The sequence below is a fragment of the Lachnotalea glycerini genome, assembly GCF_003201285.1.
Lineage (GTDB): Bacteria > Bacillota > Clostridia > Lachnospirales > Lachnospiraceae > Lachnotalea > Lachnotalea glycerini.
Genome location: NZ_QICS01000001.1, coordinates 214211 through 233429, shown reverse-complemented (window position 1 = coordinate 233429; position 19219 = coordinate 214211). Strand labels below are relative to the sequence as shown.

General features: G+C 34.2%; 18 protein-coding genes. All 18 read right to left on the bottom strand.

The genetic code is table 11. From position 1 onward, the window contains the following. Nucleotides 1-256: 256 nt before the first annotated feature. The 18 genes from C8E03_RS01065 to C8E03_RS00980 all read right to left on the bottom strand — a co-directional run bounded on the left by C8E03_RS01065 (nucleotide 257) and on the right by C8E03_RS00980 (nucleotide 18607). Entirely contained in the window at nucleotides 257-502 is a 246-nt protein-coding gene (locus tag C8E03_RS01065; protein ID WP_110290033.1) for a phosphopantetheine-binding protein, read from the bottom strand. Continuing rightward, nucleotides 502-1461 (bottom strand): ACP S-malonyltransferase, encoded by a 960-nt coding sequence (locus tag C8E03_RS01060; protein ID WP_110290032.1) that lies wholly within the window; start codon nucleotides 1459-1461, stop codon nucleotides 502-504. The genes C8E03_RS01065 and C8E03_RS01060 overlap by 1 nt, the downstream gene beginning before the upstream one ends. 22 nt (nucleotides 1462-1483) lie before the next feature. After that, nucleotides 1484-2803 (bottom strand): B12-binding domain-containing radical SAM protein, encoded by a 1320-nt coding sequence (locus C8E03_RS01055; protein ID WP_110290031.1) that lies wholly within the window; start codon nucleotides 2801-2803, stop codon nucleotides 1484-1486. Between the two features lie 31 nt (nucleotides 2804-2834). Further along, nucleotides 2835-3737 carry an alpha/beta hydrolase gene (locus C8E03_RS01050; protein ID WP_110290030.1) on the bottom strand — a complete coding sequence of 301 codons (903 nt, stop codon included), beginning with the start codon at nucleotides 3735-3737 and terminating at the stop codon, nucleotides 2835-2837. Further along, the gene (locus C8E03_RS01045) at nucleotides 3734-5254 is read right to left on the bottom strand and encodes a diguanylate cyclase (RefSeq protein ID WP_110290029.1); all 1521 of its coding nucleotides are present in this window, start codon (nucleotides 5252-5254) and stop codon (nucleotides 3734-3736) included. The genes C8E03_RS01050 and C8E03_RS01045 overlap by 4 nt, the downstream gene beginning before the upstream one ends. Further along, the gene (fabG, locus tag C8E03_RS01040; protein ID WP_094376755.1) at nucleotides 5251-5988 is read right to left on the bottom strand and encodes a 3-oxoacyl-ACP reductase FabG; all 738 of its coding nucleotides are present in this window, start codon (nucleotides 5986-5988) and stop codon (nucleotides 5251-5253) included. The genes C8E03_RS01045 and fabG overlap by 4 nt, the downstream gene beginning before the upstream one ends. Before the next feature lie 100 nt (nucleotides 5989-6088). Then, nucleotides 6089-6832, bottom strand: coding sequence for an enoyl-CoA hydratase/isomerase family protein (locus C8E03_RS01035; protein WP_170122852.1), 744 nt, complete (start codon nucleotides 6830-6832; stop codon nucleotides 6089-6091). After that, the gene (locus C8E03_RS01030; RefSeq protein ID WP_170122851.1) at nucleotides 6822-8006 is read right to left on the bottom strand and encodes a 2-hydroxyacyl-CoA dehydratase family protein; all 1185 of its coding nucleotides are present in this window, start codon (nucleotides 8004-8006) and stop codon (nucleotides 6822-6824) included. Before C8E03_RS01030 ends, C8E03_RS01035 begins: the two co-directional genes overlap by 11 nt. 57 nt (nucleotides 8007-8063) lie before the next feature. Next, nucleotides 8064-8843: an acyl-CoA dehydratase activase gene (locus C8E03_RS01025; RefSeq protein WP_094376752.1), complete on the bottom strand. Its 780-nt coding sequence runs from the start codon at nucleotides 8841-8843 to the stop codon at nucleotides 8064-8066. A 2-nt stretch (nucleotides 8844-8845) separates the two neighbouring features. Beyond that, complete coding sequence (locus C8E03_RS01020) at nucleotides 8846-11008, bottom strand: 2-hydroxyacyl-CoA dehydratase family protein (RefSeq protein ID WP_094376751.1); 2163 nt, start codon at nucleotides 11006-11008, stop codon at nucleotides 8846-8848. 10 nt (nucleotides 11009-11018) lie between these two features. After that, nucleotides 11019-12326 carry a B12-binding domain-containing radical SAM protein gene (locus C8E03_RS01015; protein WP_094376750.1) on the bottom strand — a complete coding sequence of 436 codons (1308 nt, stop codon included), beginning with the start codon at nucleotides 12324-12326 and terminating at the stop codon, nucleotides 11019-11021. A gap of 224 nt (nucleotides 12327-12550) precedes the next feature. Further along, the gene (locus C8E03_RS01010) at nucleotides 12551-13090 is read right to left on the bottom strand and encodes a hypothetical protein (RefSeq protein WP_110290027.1); all 540 of its coding nucleotides are present in this window, start codon (nucleotides 13088-13090) and stop codon (nucleotides 12551-12553) included. A 12-nt stretch (nucleotides 13091-13102) separates the two neighbouring features. Then, nucleotides 13103-14275, bottom strand: coding sequence for a beta-ketoacyl synthase N-terminal-like domain-containing protein (locus tag C8E03_RS01005; protein WP_110290026.1), 1173 nt, complete (start codon nucleotides 14273-14275; stop codon nucleotides 13103-13105). Then, nucleotides 14256-14726 carry a 3-hydroxyacyl-ACP dehydratase FabZ family protein gene (locus tag C8E03_RS01000; protein ID WP_110290025.1) on the bottom strand — a complete coding sequence of 157 codons (471 nt, stop codon included), beginning with the start codon at nucleotides 14724-14726 and terminating at the stop codon, nucleotides 14256-14258. The genes C8E03_RS01005 and C8E03_RS01000 overlap by 20 nt, the downstream gene beginning before the upstream one ends. Further along, a complete protein-coding gene (locus tag C8E03_RS00995) occupies nucleotides 14723-14959 on the bottom strand; it encodes an acyl carrier protein (RefSeq protein ID WP_094376746.1) in 237 nt (78 codons plus the stop codon). The genes C8E03_RS01000 and C8E03_RS00995 overlap by 4 nt, the downstream gene beginning before the upstream one ends. Nucleotides 14960-15013: 54 nt before the next feature. Continuing rightward, nucleotides 15014-15991 (bottom strand): beta-ketoacyl synthase N-terminal-like domain-containing protein, encoded by a 978-nt coding sequence (locus tag C8E03_RS00990; protein WP_170122850.1) that lies wholly within the window; start codon nucleotides 15989-15991, stop codon nucleotides 15014-15016. Nucleotides 15992-15996: 5 nt separating this feature from the next. Further along, a complete protein-coding gene (locus C8E03_RS00985; protein WP_094376744.1) occupies nucleotides 15997-17208 on the bottom strand; it encodes a beta-ketoacyl-[acyl-carrier-protein] synthase family protein in 1212 nt (403 codons plus the stop codon). Between the two features lie 79 nt (nucleotides 17209-17287). Next, nucleotides 17288-18607 (bottom strand): B12-binding domain-containing radical SAM protein, encoded by a 1320-nt coding sequence (locus C8E03_RS00980; protein WP_110290023.1) that lies wholly within the window; start codon nucleotides 18605-18607, stop codon nucleotides 17288-17290. Between the last annotated feature and the right edge of the window lie 612 nt (nucleotides 18608-19219).

Sequence of the window (19219 nt, the reverse complement as noted above, 5' to 3'; positions counted from 1 at the left end):
AATGCTTACACTAATATAATAATTGCGATTTTTATTAACATTTTTTAATTGTTTGTGCAATTATGGATATAATTTTGATATTTTACTCTGTAAGCCGCTTATTCTCACGATATTGATAATTTCAAAGTTATAATTCCAGCTTTATCACATATTTTAAATCATAGCTCTGTCATTAAAATTACCTCCTCACTAATTGAATACATTTAACGTTAGGAGTACAACCTAATACTATACAAAAATAATTTTTAACAAAGAGTTACTGATTAATAAGGTACAACGTGTAATGGACTAAATCCATTACTGTATTAAAATAGGAAATAGATAGCTTATCATCCTCAAAATTCAAATCAAAATAACTTTCAATTCCTACTATTATCTTGACAAAAGACATAGAGTTTATTCTAATCTCTTCCAAACGATTGTTAAGTTCAATTTCAATATTTGTTTCCATTGCTTGATGAATTATTTTTATAATTACTTCGCCTATTTCCTTATCGTCCATTATATCTCCTTCTTTTTATTTTCAGTTATAGCCTTATACGTCTTCACTACTTCTTCTAAATCACCAGGGCTATTTATCCAAGAATATTTTAACTGAGGATAATTTAATCTCATATTTCCACTTACAGTTGTTCCCGCACCAATTTCAACTATATGCCTTACCCCCGTTTTGTAAACATTATCACACAGCCTTTTCCACTGAATCATATTAACAATTTGATTAGAAATATTTCTTTTTATTATATCTGCTAATCGTGTCGATTCCCCTGTAAAACATGAAAACACATCAATATCGCTGTTTTGAAATTTATGCGAATCAAATTCGTGCTTTGCCATTTTCTGTATATCACTACACATTAAGCAGTGATATACGCTGTCTCCTGTTGGTATAATAAAATGTGCCGATTCCTGCTTTGCCATATTGCAAACACTATCTACCTTATCTTGCTTACCTGCTATAATATTTTGCCTATCTGATATATGTATTGCAATAGAAACCTCATTTCCAACCGGATCAACTCGTTTACAAAGTTCCTGTAACCTTTCATAGGAAAAATCAACTACCCGACACATTTTTCCGGTCAGCTTTTCTTGATTCTGCATTATGATTTTCTCTAATCTATATACCAAGTCCATTGTCACAAAAAAATCCATACCACTGCTTTCAGTAATAGCTGCAAATTCTCCCTGACTATATCCCAGCGTGAACTTTGGAAGACCAATCTGCTCCGTTAATATCTTTGTAATTCCATGACAATACAATAGTAAGCAGAGCATCTGCTGTTCAATTACCTGTGCCCTTTTAAAAGATGCCTTATAAAAGTCAAATTTGAAAAGGTATGATGCTTCCTCATATAACTTTCGAAAAGAATCGAACTGCTCATAAAATTCTATATTAAGACCTTTCTGTACCACCTCACGAGGCGGAAAGCCTATTCCATAACCATTCCAATTTTCCATTTACCCCTCCAACTACATTGCTTTATTTTTCAGCTAAGACTACATTGCGATTTTTAGCTAATTGCTTTAAATGTGCTAGTCTCTTTTTAATATTTTCCTCACTGTTAATTTTCTTATATAGCTGTACTAATCCATCCTCAATTTCCTCTTTAGTAAAATTAGTAAATTTCACAACAACGTCCCATAGTGTATAATAGTCCCATCCGTAATCCAATATTCTGCCTTTCTCTTGCATCTGGGTACGCATCTTTGTACCAGGTAATGGAGTAGGAACTGTTATATTTGCACTATAAAGTTGATTATCAATAATAAATTGTGCCGTATCCTGAAATATATTGATATTATCACAATCCAGACCTATAATAAATGTACCATATATCCCTATTCCAAAACTTTGTATAGAACGAATCAGAGCCGGATAATTTTTTGACTGCTTGTATTTCCAGTTTATATCATCCAATTCATACAAGCTGTTAACATTTACACTTTCAAAACCAATGACAACCCACTGACACCCTGCCTTTGCCATTGCTTTAAGTAATTCTGTTTTATTTGCTATAGAAATATCAACCTGTGCAATAAAACGAATCGATAACTCTTCCAATTGTTTTAATAACTCAATACTCAATGATGTATATACGAATGCATTATCATCTGCAAATAGAATTAGTCTATCTGGAAATAATTTTTTAACAAGTGTAAATTCACGTATAATCTGCTCATTACTCTTTCTTCTATACTTATTCCCAAAAACTTTAGACGCTGCACAAAAGGAACAATTATGAGGACATCCTCTCGTTGTTTGTACAGTAATAAGAGGATAGTTATAGTCCATTAATAAGTCATACCTTGGAATTAATGGTATTTCAAATTGATATACCGTATTTTTCTTCGGTATATAAATTTTCTTACAACTTCCTTTACAATAATCACTATAAAAATCAAACCATACATTCTCAGCCTCACCAGATAAAACTACGTCTACATGATGTTGTGCATCTTCTGGTAAAGTAGATACATGAATTCCACCAATTACTGTAAAAATATTTTTTGCTTTATAATAATCTGCAATTTCATATGCTCTTACAATTTGTTGTGTCATTGCACTTAAAAATACAATATCGTATTCCTTGGTAGAATCAATACTTCTATAATTTTCATCTATATAGGTGCATTCCCAGTCTTCTGGAAATAGCGCGGCTAATGTCAATAATCCAAGATTTGGACCTGACCATAGAAGTTTGAAACTCTCCATGTATTCTGACTCTTGTAAAAAATTTGACATTTTTTCATTTTTTCCAAAAATATTTCCTCTTGGATTAACCAGTAAAATATTTTTCACTCTATCCCTCCTAATATGATGTATTTTACTTTTATACGAACGTATCGTCTTCCCTAATGGCAACAAATACTTCTTTTATCTTCTTTATGTATTCTTCCTTTTTCAAAAAGTATCCAGTCAAATGCCTTGCGCCTTCCATCACCCATAACTCAATGTCATTGGTTTTTAAATATTCGATAGCCTGTTTGGCATCATCAAGACCAATTATATTATCTCGTGTTCCATGAATAAACAAGATATGTCTATCTCTAATCATGGCTAATTCCTTTTTCGTCACTCTCTCCATTTTCCTAAAACCTGCTATATACAGTTGATACCATATAAATAGTTTTCTCTCCAACCAATGATTTATCTTATTCGAATCTAATACATATTGAAAATATTTTTCGGTATTCATCAAAGGTCCACTGTCAATAACACCTGTAATAATTTCTGGGTAGTTTGCCATTCCATGAATAACAAGTGTGCTTCCCATTGAGAATCCAATAATTCCATATTTCATTGAAAGTTTTCGGCTTTGGATATATTTAAAAAACAAATCAAAGTCTTTCATTAATGTATACTTTGTTGAAAGACTATTGCTGCTGGCACCATGGTTTATATAATCATAACTGACGATTTGATATCCTTCTTCTATTAGAGGTTCTAACATAGATACAACTGCTTCTTTATTACCTCCCAGATAGTGACATACAATGATACTACCTTTTATTTGTTTTGGACTTATAATCAGACCTGACAAATCTGTACCATAAGAAGATTTTGTTGTAATTTTTTCAATATGATATTTTTCCTTTACCGTTAGTACTCTTGGATTTCTAACTGGATGGCATATTTTGTAAGAAAACTGAATCGCAGCTTTTCCTTCCAAAATCACATATGTGAATAATTTTAATATAATGATGATTAATACTATAATAAGTGTCTTTATCATAACATCCTTAGATTTACCCTCCTAACTGCATTATTTGCATAATCTGCGACATATAAAACTGCCGCTTCCTCATCCACCGCAACTCCTGCTGGAACATTAAAGCACGGCCACTCCTTTGGTCCGGCAGCATCTTTGTATCCGCCTTCTGTCATTCCCAACACTAATTTAATTGCTTTCTTATCTATATCATAAAAAACAATATGGTTTTTTACTCCATCTGCAATACACAAAATCTGATTTTTCCAAATATCTACCCAATATGGACCACCATATAGTAGCTTTTCATCATAATCGTTGAAATGAAAAACTGTGCTGACATTTTTCCTTTTTGTATCAATACAACGCACACAATAATTTTCATAATCAGGAATATAAACCTTCCTGCCATTCTTGGTAACAGTTACACCATATGGTTTATTAAACCTTATCGAATCAACTCCTTCACCATCCCCTTTATAGCCGAATTCAGAATTTCCATAAGCTTCTATTAACCTTCCAAATTGGTCTATTTTTAAAACACGGTTATTTCCATAATCATTTGTATAAACATAGCCATTAACATCCACCGCAACACCACCTGGTCTGCTTAATCTAACAACATCTGGATTCTTTTCCAATTCGGCTTTTCCTTCACTCCCATCACCTGCTAAAGTAGTAATTATACCGAATTTATCTACTTTTCTAATACAATGATTACCAGTATCTGCTATATAGAAATTTCCTCCTTTTTCATAGGCCACGCCGCTTGGTTTACTAAGAGTCGCTGATATTGCTGCTCCATAATCACCTGTATACCCTATCTTTCCGCAGCCAGCTACAGTTGATATTTTACCTCTTAAATCTACCTTTCGAATGCAATGATTTCCTCGATCTGCAATATATATTTCACCATTTTCTCCAACACTGACTCCATATGGCTCTGCAAGCTGTGCATGATATGCCTCTCCACCATCTCCTGAATATCCACGAAGGCCACTGCCGCACACAGTTGAAACAAAGTTTTTTTTGTCTTTCATAAAATACAATGATAAATCTGATATAACTTCAATTCGGTTTCTTCCTTTTTTCTTAGCCATGGCTAAAGCAATTTCTGCATTTTTTAATGCATAATTGACATTTTCTCCTCTCTTGGCAAAGGTTACACCATAGCTACAAGAAATTGGAACACGACAATACAATTCATTATTTTGAATAAACCTCTGTTTTCTCATCTTTCTTTTCAATTCCCTCATAATCTTTAAAACATTCTCTATTTCCAATTCCGACAAGGCAAAAATAAATTCATCACCGCCATAACGTCCAATTGTTCCCTTGATTTCTTGCTTTAAAAATTTTGAAATATTATAAAGAATACTATTTCCCTCTTCGTCTCCCACCTTTGCATTAATGTTAGCAAAAAAATCTACATCACATATAGCGATAAACATATCTTTATTCCTAAGATTATCCTTTAAATATTCAATCATAGTAAAACGATTGAAAAGCTCAGTTAATTCCTCATCCCTTTCATCTATCACAGTCCAAGTCCTCCGTCTAAAGGTATGGTAACTCCTGTCAGATATTGTGGACAAAGCTTTTGATCAGCTAAAAATACTACTATTTTTGCTACTTCATCCGGCATACAAAGCCTCTCCATTGGCACACCTTCTAATAGTTTCTTTCTCTCTGCCTCACTCATTTTCTGAGTCATATCTGTCTCTACACCACCAGGCGCAATACAGTTTACCGTAACTCCAAAATGCGCCACTTCCTTTGCAAGAGATTTGGTAAAACCTATTATAGCTGCTTTTGAACTTGAATAATTGCATTGTCCCCTCATTCCATTTATCCCGCTGGTAGAACTAATATTAATAATCCGTCCGTCCTTTTGGCGAAGCATTGGATAAATGCATTCCCTTGTCAGATTGTAAACACCATATAAATTCGTCTTAATTACCATATCCCATTCTTCATATGACATCATAGCCAATGATTTATCCTTGGTAATACCGGCATTATTAATCAGAATATCAATGTTACCCCACTCATTATTGATATCCTTTATCAATTGCTTGACTGCATTTTGATTGCAAATATCCACCTGATATCCTTTTGCAACCTGACAATTATCTCTTGCCATTTCATCAATCTGCCTTGCAAGCTCTTTATTTTCCTTATAGGTGTAGGCTACCTGATACCCCTTTTCAAGCAATGATGAAATAATGGCTCGTCCAATTCCTCTAGTTCCGCCTGATATTAGTACATTTTTCATTCTGCATACACTCCTTACTCATTCAAAGCGGATATTTACAATCCTCTTCTCTACACTCTATCTCTATTCAACGTCGACTTCCCAGATTAAAATCGTTCCTCTAATTCTTAATATACTTAGACATCTGTATATAAACATCCTCTGAATCAAAAATCTGATGTAACAGCTCCTCTTGATAGGTAATCCGAATCTGTTGATTTATTATTTTTTTAGTTAAACTCATGGATAATAAAGAAAATTCTTCGATTCTTATAAGTTCCTTTTGTATGTATAATTCCACTTCGTCTGTTTTACAAACCCAGTCAAAAACTCCATTATTCCTTAATTGTGCGGCATTATATCTACTATTTAAAAGACCTATACTATTTGCATCTGCGATTGAACTACGCTGCACTAATAAATCAATTCCACCATCTCCCAGTAATCCTCCATACCTGACATCAGGAAGCCATATCCAGCTATTATTTGTAGCACCCCTTATATCACACGCCAGCATAATAGAAACTGCCGAGCCTATTAATGCACCATTTGCAATAAAGTAATAGATATGTTTTGATCCAAGTATTTTCTGGTTTATCTCAAAAACCATTTTTACTGCTGTCATGATATTTTGTCTTGTTTTCTTACGGTCATCTTTTATAAATAATTCACCTAAATCCAATCCGGATGAACAAATTCCTTTGATAGCAGACTGGATTATAACCAAGCGAATCTCTTTTAATGTTTCAACTTCATCAATGCAGTTTGACAATTCTTTAAGAAATGATAAGTTTAAGGCATTTGCATTTTTTCTATGTAATTTTATATACGCTCTCTTATCATATAAAACGATATCAACATTCAATTTTTTTATCCTCACAAAGTATACGCATCATTGTTTCAATTTGTTCTTTATAATTTTTATCCCAGCTAGCTCTCTCAATTCCATCCCCACATAATTCTATTGCTGGGATACGAATATCAGAAAACGCTTTTTGAATCTTTGGAAACATAGGAGGAAGAAATTTACAGATTCGCTGCGAATAATGTACAATGCCATCTACCTGATAACGCTTAGCAATCTCCATTGTTTTAAAAACCCTCTTTTCCTCGGTAAAAAAAATTGAATCCATAATCCGTTTTACTAAATCTTGACAAAATGTATCGAAATGTATCTCTTTTGCACAAAATAGAAAAAGATCCTCACAAACAAATTTACAAGCATATTGTTCTTCTATCTTATCTATTAAACTCATACATAGCGGCGTTGTGCCAAGCCACATAAGTTTTTTCACACCTGGCTTCCATGAATAATTCTCTGTTTTAGAATGAAGATCATCTCTAAGCATCTGCAAAGCTTCAACAGAACTTTCTTTTCCAAAATCATTATATAAAGTAAAGATATTTAACATATCTTGTGTATCTATGATTCCTAAATACTGATTTCTTATGTCGTCAATTTCTTTCTTAATCAAAATCATCTGGTTTGATATGTTAACTACACTCTGTATACTTTTTTTTACAGAAAAATGGTCTTTTAAATATTGAAATATTTGCTCCATTTGCTTAACATGATCTTGATAAGCTTCTGTGCTTTCCTGCCGCTTCACCTTTAAATCCAGAAATGGTATTTGATACGTTTCAGACAATTCTTTGCAAAATTGATATGCACTATTGCATGGATAGTTCGATGCTACAATTAATTTTGGCAGTGGCAGTATCTTTTTCTTCAACATAGAATTCAAATAAATCTGGTACGAACACCTGGATGTGTATTGATCCGATTTCTTCCACTCTTCTTCCTTAAGCAGATTACAAGCCGCTCCAAAGCCTGCAATTCTATCGCTATAAATCACAGGCAAATCAAATGGTACCAAAAGCTCATTTGGTATGTAATAAGTTGCAAGGACATAATCTTCCCCTCCAAAACATCTGTCTAAGACATTTCGTTGTTCTGTTAAAAATTCGGCTAAATAATTTTTATTTCTTGCTTTTGCTAATCGAACGGATAAATCCAGATAATAGTGATACTGATTCATAACGGCCTCCATCATTTATTGAAAGCAGATATTAAAATCTACTTTTGCTGCTTGACTCTATTCCTTATTACTCTTACTTTTTGCAAATAAAGCTGCCCCCAGCGCCCCTATCATTTGTGGTTCCTCCGGAACAAAGATAGGTTGATTTAGTTTTTGGGAGATATAAAATACCATTCCCTTGTTCTTTGCCACACCACCTGTCATGGCAATCTTACTTTTTATTCCAATATGATAAATCATTCCTAGTATTCTTTCAGAAATAGAGCAATGGATACCTGCAACAATTTCCTCTAATGGTATTCCATCGGAAATTTTAGAAATCACTTCTGATTCTGCAAAAACAGTGCATACGCTGCTTATTGGTTCTTCTCGTTTTGCCCTGATTGCGATATCTCCCATTTCATGAATTGGTATATTTAGTACATGAGCCATGTTTTCTAAAAAACGACCGGTTCCGGCAGCACATTTATCATTCATTGTAAAATTTTCAATCATACCTCTATCACTGATTTGAATTACCTTACTATCCTGTCCTCCAATGTCAATTACCATTTCAATATCCTCTTTCATATAATGAATTCCCATTGCATGGCAAGATATCTCTGTGACACACAGATCTGCTTTTTCTACATTTTTCCTTCCATATCCGGTGGATACGATACACTTTACATCCTGACTTCTAATATTTGCATTCTGACAGCATCTTTCTATAATCTCTTCTACTGTTTCTTTTTGATTATAATTACTACGGATGATTTCTTTTGCTACAATTTCGTTTTTTTCATTCAGGAGTACTGCATCTGTACTCACTGATCCGATATCAATTCCAAGATACATTGTTACACTCCTTCCAAACTTTCCTTAAATGCTTCCAATCTGGTAAAATCCTGCTGGCTCGCATTTCCACGAGGATCGATACAGTCACCATGCAACTCCATATATGGTAAATGCCTTTCTAGCGCAAGCTCACGTATCAACCAGGCTGATCCTCCAATTGTCCTGCATCCTCGGTGCATGTAATGAATAATCCCATCAATCTCATACTCATTTATGATATCGTTAAATATGTTTTTTCTTCTCTTTTCATTTCCTATATAAAAATGTGATAGTAATCGTTTTGATACATCCAATATACCATCTTCCATTTTATATTCATTCCAATAAATGTAACTTACTATATCAGCACTCACTGAAAGTCCAAGATCCTCTTCCATGTATTCTAATAATTCATTTCGATAAAGTGGACTAAAATGAACCCATAAAATTCTTTTTCTTCTCTTCTCACCGGTCTTTTGCTTTTGTAGTCTTTGAATGTCTTTTTTATATTCTTCTACTACCTGAACTCCAATCTTTGAGCCAAACAAAAACGTAGTTCCAAATAAATTTCTAAGTGCCAGTCTTCCCTTAAAATCAGGTGTATCCTTTCGCATTCGGTTGGCCTCAATCCACCCTTTGCGTGACTGATTTGATAATTGCAGCGCCTCTTCAAACTTCTTCTTACTATATTTCATTCCTGTATTTTGCTCCAACCAATAAATAAGAGTTTCATACTGCTTACTAACAAACTGACAAGACTCCTCATTATCCTCATAAGGAACTTCGATAGAAAAGGTATTAGTGCCAAACCTCTGGCTGCAATATTCACCCAAAGCAAAGCCTCCATCACAAATCGTAGACGCAAAAACCATAGTTTTTGGATGAAGACATTCTTCTGAAATCAGCAGGCCTAAGACTGCTTTGTGATAGGAACAAACTGCACTTGCAATTCCCATACTTTCTGCCAGCATAATATAGTGTTTGGACAAGCCAAGTGAGGCAAGCCACCCCGAAATCAATTCAATATGTACCGGTATTAGCCCCATGGAATAAAACAGCTCAACCGGCATCACCATGTTCGTCCAAACTATTTTTTCGCTTTCACCCTTTAATTTATTTATTACCATATCTATTTGGTAAGATATTAATGTTTTCAGGCAATCATATTCCATTTTGCCAACGACTGCTCTTACATATCGAATTTTGGTCAGAAAAGTGATATTTTCTTTCATATCTGCGCGTATGGTTCCACTTTCTTGTAAGGATGAAATCACAGCGTCAAGACGCACATCTTGTTTTTTCGACTTAAACTCTTCGCTCGTTGATTGATACTGATAAATTTTTCTATTCTGTATTCCTTCCATAAAAGCTTCTACTCTGGTTGCCACTTGACCCATACCACTATAGTCAAAGCTGGTTTCCAAACAAATCTCGGGAATATTATATTTTCTCGCTGTTTTCCTTACATAGGGATACATAAATAAGGAAGCATCACAATAAGAGGAGGTTAGAAATATGATTCCATATAGTTTCTCTTGATTCTTCTGAAGTAGTTCTTCTAACCATTTCGCAAATTCAAAGCTGTGAACGCAGGGTTCTCTTTCCAAAACAGACGGATTCTTTTCTTCTTGATCACAAATCATCCTATGACAGCTTTTTATGATAAGTCTGCATGGCTGAATGATATCGTGAAATAGTTTCTCTATATGCGTCGGAATTATGTTTGCTATTACCAAAACTGCTTTTTCATCAAAATCGTTTTTCCACATCGGAATATTCCATCCAGCTTTTATTGTTATATTGTTTAAATTCTTTTGGATAGGAAAGTCATAAGCGATATGTTCTAATAGCTCCCGCACGCAATGGGTGTAGTACTCTTTGTAATCCTCTCTCTGTTTTCGTTCTATTTCAAGGAGGTACACCTTTTTTCCTTTATGGATCAGATAGTCGTATGCCCGTTGCATACTGTTACAGCAATTAGTAAAAATAAAGCCATCTAGATCACAAGCATCTATTACAGCGGTACTTTTTAATGCAAGACTACACAAGGTATTTAACATATCCTTATTTCCTGCTAAATTCTCCAACTCGCGCTCGCTGACTTTTATCATTTCCAATCCGGCCTGTTCCAATAAGCTGGACGGAACATAGGAGCAGGAATAACCGATTCGTATTTTTCTATCCATGTTACCTCTCCTATCCGTTTAGCCTTTTCTTGATTGACTCTTTCATAATATTCTTTCGAGCCATAACAGCTTCCGGTTCATGTATTTTTAACAGTAAGTCAGCATACTGATCTTGAAATACATCGGTTGGCATATTTTTTATACTAATCACAGGCTGAAAAATGGTATACTGACCCCAATCAAATGTTTGAATCCTATTATTTTTCTTCATTGTTTGAAACATTTCAGTCCCTGGAAAGGGCGTATTTACTGTAATGTTGACTCCCGACAAACCAGTGTTTTGTACAAATTCATAAATCTCAGAAAACGTTTCTTCGGTGTCTGCGTCTAAGCCTACGATAAAACTCCCTATTACTCCAATTCCTTGCCCCTGAATATTTTCAATTGCTTCTTCATAACAATCCCTGTGTTTACTTTTAAAATTATGTTGATCCAAATCGATTAAATTCGATCGATTCACACTTTCCAGTCCAATTAAAACTCTCCTGCATCCCGCTTTGGATGCTTTCTTAATTAATTCCTGATCCATACCAAATGACACATCTGTATTGGTAACCCATGATAATTTGTATTCCTGTAACATCTCCATCATGTTTGATGCTCTTTTTTTCACGCAAAACAGATTATCATCTGTAAAATAAATATTCTTAGATTGGTTTACCTGTAGTGTCTTTTCAATTTCCGACTGCACCTGTTTGATTGATTTTCCACGATATGAATTTCCATATAAACTTCTTAAATCACAGAACTGGCAGCCATGTGGACATCCCCTTGCCGTTTGAATCGGAATCATTCCATCATAATTTGATGGAATTGCTTCAAATAGAGGAATCGGTGAATCTTTCAAATTAACAGTTCCTGTTTCCTGCCTATATTCTCTTTGTGGAATTTCTTTTTGAAAGTCATCTAAAAAAGTATTCCATGTATATTCACTTTCCCCAATTAGTATGGTGTCTGCATGCTGCAAGGCTTCATCTGAAAATACAGTAGCATGAACTCCACCTAAGACTACATAGGAGTCAAGTTCTTTATATTTTTGTGCCAACTCATAACAACGGCATACATTTGGTGTAACTGTATACATAGCTACTATATCATAATGGATACTGTAATCTATATTGGTTATTTCCTCATCTACGATATCAACGTGTAAACCACGTTTCTTTGCAATTGCTCCTAATACCAGTACCCCATTCGCTATGGTATACCAATAATTATTCGTTACTATTTCCTCTAATTCCTCAGACCAAGAAGAATTCCACCTTTTTCCCAAAACAGGACCTGGGCTTTTGGGCACCAGCAGAAGTATATTACACATTTTGTTTTCCTCCTAAGATTTGAACAAAGCGGACAAGTCCCTATCAGCTTCATAATCCCTCACAATAACCGACTTGACCGTTTTGCCGCGCCGAATGATGACACGCAGTGACATTTTCCTCTTGCATTCGTGCGTATTGTGTTTTTATTTTATAGGAATCAAAACTTTTATACGTTAACAACAAGGTCTTTCCTATGAAATAAAATACTACAGTTCTTGTTATTCTAAAAATATATCTTTATATGATCTCCTCTTTGAATCGCAGTTTCTTCTCTTTCTGTCCAAATACAATATCCATCTGCTTGATCGTTTAAATAAACTGCAATCATATAATTACAGCGACCACTGTCTAACTGCATGCTCAGATATTCATAAATCTGCTCTTTTTCCTGTTTTTGACTTACCAATAATGTTGTACTGTTTCCATGTGCCCCGCTTTGTCTGGTACACCATGATAATACGGTACTCATCATAATATTAGGAAACAAAGACGGATTGATTTTTCTAAACCCAAGTTGAAGATAATCAGAATATATATTCTGAATCGAATGATAGGCGCCTGTCGATGTAGCAACTAAAACACCAAGATAATTTTTATCGATTTTTGAAGCATCCACCTCAATTAAAACCTTACTAACTCCCGCTATTGCACACTTTGTAAAATTATCTGTTGTTCGATATTGAATACTCTTAAATGTATCTTCATTCCATTCATTTCCTGCTATATTTTTATATACTGTAATTCCTTTTCGTTTCATTTTCATACCTAAATCTTTCTACTTTCCTACCAAAAGGACTACATTGCTTCCTCCAAAGGCAAAGCAATTGATTAAAATATATTTTGCTTCTATTTTCATACTTTCCCTATCAACCAACGGAATTGAAATTTCTTGGTCTTTATTAACGAGACCCGGTATAGCCGGAAGCATATGATATTGAAAAATCCCTATTGCATATAATAAACTAATTGCTCCAGATGCACCGCCAGTATGCCCAAACATTCCCTTTGGAGCTACAACATAAGGTATTTTCCCACAATCACGAAAAAAGCAAGAAATTTGTTTTGCTTCCACTTTATCATTCAATTTCGTTCCGGTTCCATGAGCAATCACCGCTGTTATCTGTTGTTTCTTTATATTTCCCATCGTAACAGCCTGTTCCATTGCACGTATGATTTGAGTACCTTGCGTATCCATTCGTACCACATCAAAAGCATCATTGGTTGAACCATAACCCATGATTCTAGCATAGCTTTTATCAATATTGACATGCATGCTTTCACTTGCTTGCAAGGGTGAAATGACAGTGTTAGAACTTTCAGACTCTAGGATAAAAAAGGCAGCTCCTTCACCAACTGAAATACCTTTTCTGCCTGCATCAAACGGATGGCAGCCTGTCTGATCCAGTGAACAGAGTCTCTCAAATCCTGCTTTTGCGATATTAGAATAAATATCAACTCCGCCAACAATAGCAATCTCTTTTTCCCCATATCCTATTAAGTCCGCTCCATAGCAAACTGCCTGACTGCTCGCAGCACATGCGTTAGAAAAATAATATACACTTCCTATAAACTCATAGGTTTTTTTTAGTTCATCACCAATTTCAGATAAAAAATTACTCCCAGTTAATTTATAACTTTGTTCTCCCAGCGCGTCTGTCAATCCTAATCCGGAACCAAGTATAAGAGGAACATCAAAAAATTTCATCCTGTCTTTTCCCCAGTCTGCAATCGCATTTTCAATTGCGTCCTTACACATACAAAGAAATAATTCTTTACAGGTAACCATAGAATGACTTCTGTTAATTACCATTTTGCTGATGCATTCTTGACCTCCCTCTTGAATTATCTGCAAGTCTAATACCTTTTCAAAAATAGATTCTAAGGAACACCCAAAGGGTGTCACTGCTCCTAATCCGGTAATTAATACATTATTGATATATTTCTTCATATTCTTTTACTCCAAAAGATAACTGCCCCTTTGCTACCAGCCTTTCCTCACAAGTAATCTCAACCTTTGTAATTGCCATTTGATTAATCTCTCTTACCATAAATACATGAACTTCTAAGCAATCACCTGGTGTCACAATATTTAAAAACTGAAACTGCGAAACATTTCCAAGCAAACCAAACTTGTTTTTTTTCTCCTTAATGTCCACCTCTTCATTTGAAAGAAGGAATAGCAATGCAGAGGCTTGTGCCGCTATTTCTATCAGAAATACTCCGGGATAAATAGCACACTCCCCAAAGTGAACATTGGAGAATTCTTCTGTTCCCGTTATATTTTTGTACCCTGCTAAACTTTTATGTACTTCATAATCAATTACTTTATCCAATAATAGAAATGGCGGACGCTGTGGTAATATTTTTCTAATCTGTTCAAAAGTTAATTTGTTTTTCATACATTAATATATTCCTTTGCAATTCTTACAACATTATCAACATTAACCATTTCTGAAAGTTTCTCCGGATCTATCACAATACCAAATTTATTTTCCACAGCTGCCAAAATTTCTAATGCTCGCAAAGAATCCAGACCATAATCATCCTGAAAAGATGCTTTTGTATCGATTTTATCCTCTGCAATGCCTACAATTTCACTAATAATTCCCTTAATTTCTTTTTCAATATTCATAATTTCTTTCTCCTTTTCTAATTGCTGCTTTATATTTTTATATTCAACTCCTCTTTAAGATACAGGGGGATTCCTTGATATGATTAAACAAGATAATATACTCTTGTTTAAATTTAATAATATTTGAAATGAACAATCTAATTTACTTTTTTTATAAATCTTATCAACCTCAACAACACCAGTAGCACCGAAATATATTTTATTGTTAAAATGTAATTCTATATCAAATCCACTTTTCTTGACTGCTTCTTCAAATAGATGTTTTTCATCCGTCTCATCCAGTAAAGAGCTAACAAATATTTCTATTTTTTGTTCATAATCCTTTAAATTTTCTTCTATTTGCTTTCGTAAAACTTCACTTATAATATCTGCCGATAAAATACAATCTTTTTTCACATTCTCCGAAACATAAGAGATAATTTGAATATAAGATTTTTGTCTGGCTTCATCCTGTTTGACCTCTTCAAGCAAAACAAGCCCGACTGCTTCTGCAACTTCTTTTTTACATTGGGTTCCATATGACTGGATTTTTCCCCATTCATCAACCCCTCCTGCAATCGCTATTTCAGTCGCTTTAGATAAGATACTTTCATATGCAATACCAATTGCATCCAAGCTAGCATTTAATCCATTTGATATTGTAAAATTTTCATTTTCCATTTTATACTCAATACTTAACTGGCTGGCCGGTGAATTGATTACCGTATCTGGAAAATGAATTGGGTTTACCGATAGTGGAGAATCATTCAAAGCTTTTGAATCAAAAGTATGAATACTATTACAGGAAGAGTACTGGGTTCCCAAATAAATCCCTGCAGTTTTCAGCTTTTCCATATTCAAGTTGTATTTGTCACAAAGCTTAGACATTCCTGTTAGCAGTATCTTACTTATTCTGTCAAAATGGCGGCTTTTATTTTCTCCTTGATAATATATGTAATAAGATTCGTCAATCACACATGCATGATCTCCTGATTTTTCTTTTCCAACATAACACTCTGACGAAGTAATACAAATCACATTATCTATATTCAAATACATCACTTTCCTTTCAATATAATACTTCCCACCTGTCCACCAAAAGCAAATGAATTTGACATAACATAGGACATCTTATTCTTTTGCGGAGTATTCGGAACACAATTAAACGTTACGCACTCATCTTTTTCTATTAGATTTACAGTCGGCAACATGATTTTCTTTTCCATCATTAGCAATGAAGCAATACATTCCAAAATACTTGCTGCCCCCATTGAATGTCCAAGCATTGATTTGATTGAGCTGGTTGGTGGAATGTTTTCTTCCCCAAACAATTGTTGCAACACATGGGCTTCAATCCTGTCATTAGAACTTGTCCCGGTGCCGTGGGCTGATATATAATCTATATCATCCTTACCTATCTGTGCTGTCTGTATTGCTTCTTTCATAGCTCGATAAGCACCATCTCCATCAGGATGAGGCGATACCATATGATATCGATCTGACTTCACGCCAGCGCCTAACAAGCATCCATGAATATCGGTTCTTTTCTTTGCCTGCTCCTTCTCTTCCATGACTACAAATCCACAACCTTCTCCAATCACCAACCCTCTTCTTTTTTTATCAAAAGGACGACAATAATCCGGTGATAACGTCAGTAACCTATGAAAACCAGTAAATGCGACTCTCGAGAAAACATCCACTCCTCCTGCAATAACAATATCTGCCTTATTTGCTCTTAATAATTTTTCTCCTAATGCGATTGCATAATTTCCACCGGAGCAGGCGGCAGGAATCATATAGTAATTTGCACGGATACCAAGCATATCACAGATTCCTTCTGCAATATTATCACTTGAATATCGATAAGCCATTTTCTTAATGTCTGGTAAATCATTTGCATCATCTTTCACCAGCAATTCTGATATGTTCTCTTCATAATCAACTTCACCCATTGTTGTACCAATACACAAAGCAATACGTGTATCCTTTAAAGACATCCTATCCAAGTTGGCATCTACGAATGCCCGCAACACAGCACTAGCTGCATATTGGCTGGCTCTTCCATATTCAAAAACATTCTCACAATCTGTTAGATTTTCTCTCCACATATTGTCTTTTATAACAGCACCAATATGTACTCGGTAGTTTGGATTATTAAATTCATCTACTACTCCATAGGATATATTTCCACCATATAGATAATTCCAAAAGTCTTCCAGTTCATATCCGGCTGTTGAAACAACTCCCATTCCAGATATTGCAATATCCAATTATTTTACCCCCCATCCCTCAATCTGTATTTGGTTTGTTTTACCAACTGGGAGGTTGACCGCACCTACAAATACAACTTTATTCATCTTGATTTCCTCCTTTGTCACACTGCAAACGTAATTTCAATATATTTTTAAAATAATTCAGCATTACGTACATTCGTTTACTCGAATTAATTCTTTGATTTAGCTCCATATAATTTTTTTCAAATTCCTCTAATGTCATTTGTTTTAAATGATGAGTTAATTCAAATCCGTTAAAACATGACCAATTTTTACTTATAATACGATTTTCTTTCACATATTGCTCATATAAATCAGTTCCTGGAAACGGTGTAAGTATCGTTATGTTAGTCGCATATATTTTGGTCTGTTCTACAAATTCTGCAATATCAACAAACGACTTTTCATTATCATGATCAAATCCCAATACAAAACTGCCTACAACTCCGATTCCAAATGATTGAACTTTTTCAACAGCAGAATAGTATTTGTTTTTTTGTTTCTTTTTCCATTGATTTTCATTAATTTCACAAAGACTGTCATCAGACATACTCTCAAAACCGATTAAAAGCTGACGGCAGCCTGTTTGAGCCAGTTGCTCCAACAATTCATCATCATCTGAAATACGAATATCTGAAAAAGCGTACCACTGCATTTTATACTTTTTCAATATTCTTAACAATCCTATTATGTAATCACGATTTATAAACATATTGTCATCTGTAAAAAATAAAAAAGCATGGTTCCATAAGCTCTGTATTGTTTTAATTTCTTCTTCAACAGAAGACAAATTTTTTTCCCGCCTTCTTCTTCCATAAACCTTTGTCGATGCACAAAATTTGCAAGCATGAGGGCATCCTCTGGACAATTGAACAGGTACCACATGATAGGAATATTTGCCCGCTAAATCATACCTGGGGCATTTTGTATCATCCAAATTTGGTTTTTCTGCACTTTCATAAAATTTCTTCACTGTCCCTACTTCCATGTCCATCAAAAACTGCTTATAAACAGGTTCAAATTCTCCTACAAATACAACATCTGCATGGTTCATAGCCTCCTCCTTACACACAGATGCGTGAATACCTCCGATTGCTACCTTTACTTGCATGTTTTTAAATCCATCAGCAACTTCATAAGCACGATTAATCTGTCCCGTAGAGGCAGAAATAAATACCCAGTCATATTTTTTATACTCTAATGGCTCTTTATTTAAATCAATATATGTGATATCCCATTTTTCCGGAAAATATCCGGCAATTGTCAAAAGTCCCAAGTTAGGACAGTCCCATAACTGTTCCCGCCTTTTATATTCTGCAAGACTTTCGATTATATTACGATAACTTTTTTCCTTTCGTATAATATTATTCTCAACTGACATCAATGCAACCTTCAAGTTAAACCACCTCTTTTAACATCCTCTCGTAAGTCTCTACAATCTATCATGCATCCGTCAGCCTATATTCTTCATGCTAACAGGATACTTTTCCATTTATGACATCCTTATTTGAAAGGCTGTTAATGGCAATTAATAGAAATCAATTATATGACAATTTAAATATAAATATATTGTTTTATTTTAATATTATGCATTTAACTATTTTGTCGTTTTTTTGTTTATATTTTTACTAAATTAAAAATATTTTGTCGTTAATCATTTTATTTTCTTATAATATATCATATTGTCTGTTTTTCATCAATATAAATTATAATTTTTAATTATTTTAATACATCTTTATTATTTATATATGTTGTAAAACTATTTAGATTTGAAGCACTCACTTTCTAGTATCCTAGCAAAGCTTGAATGCATAACCTTAGTGAGGCTCTTATAGATAGTTAGTTTGCTGTTACGCAGTGACATTTTCCACTTGCATTCGTGCGCATTGTGTTTTTATTTCAAAAAAAATGCGAGGCAGCCCCGCATTTTTCAAACAAATGTACTTTATTTTAATTATAAATTTTGCCAAACAGGCAAAATAAAATTCTGATCTTTTTTGCATATATT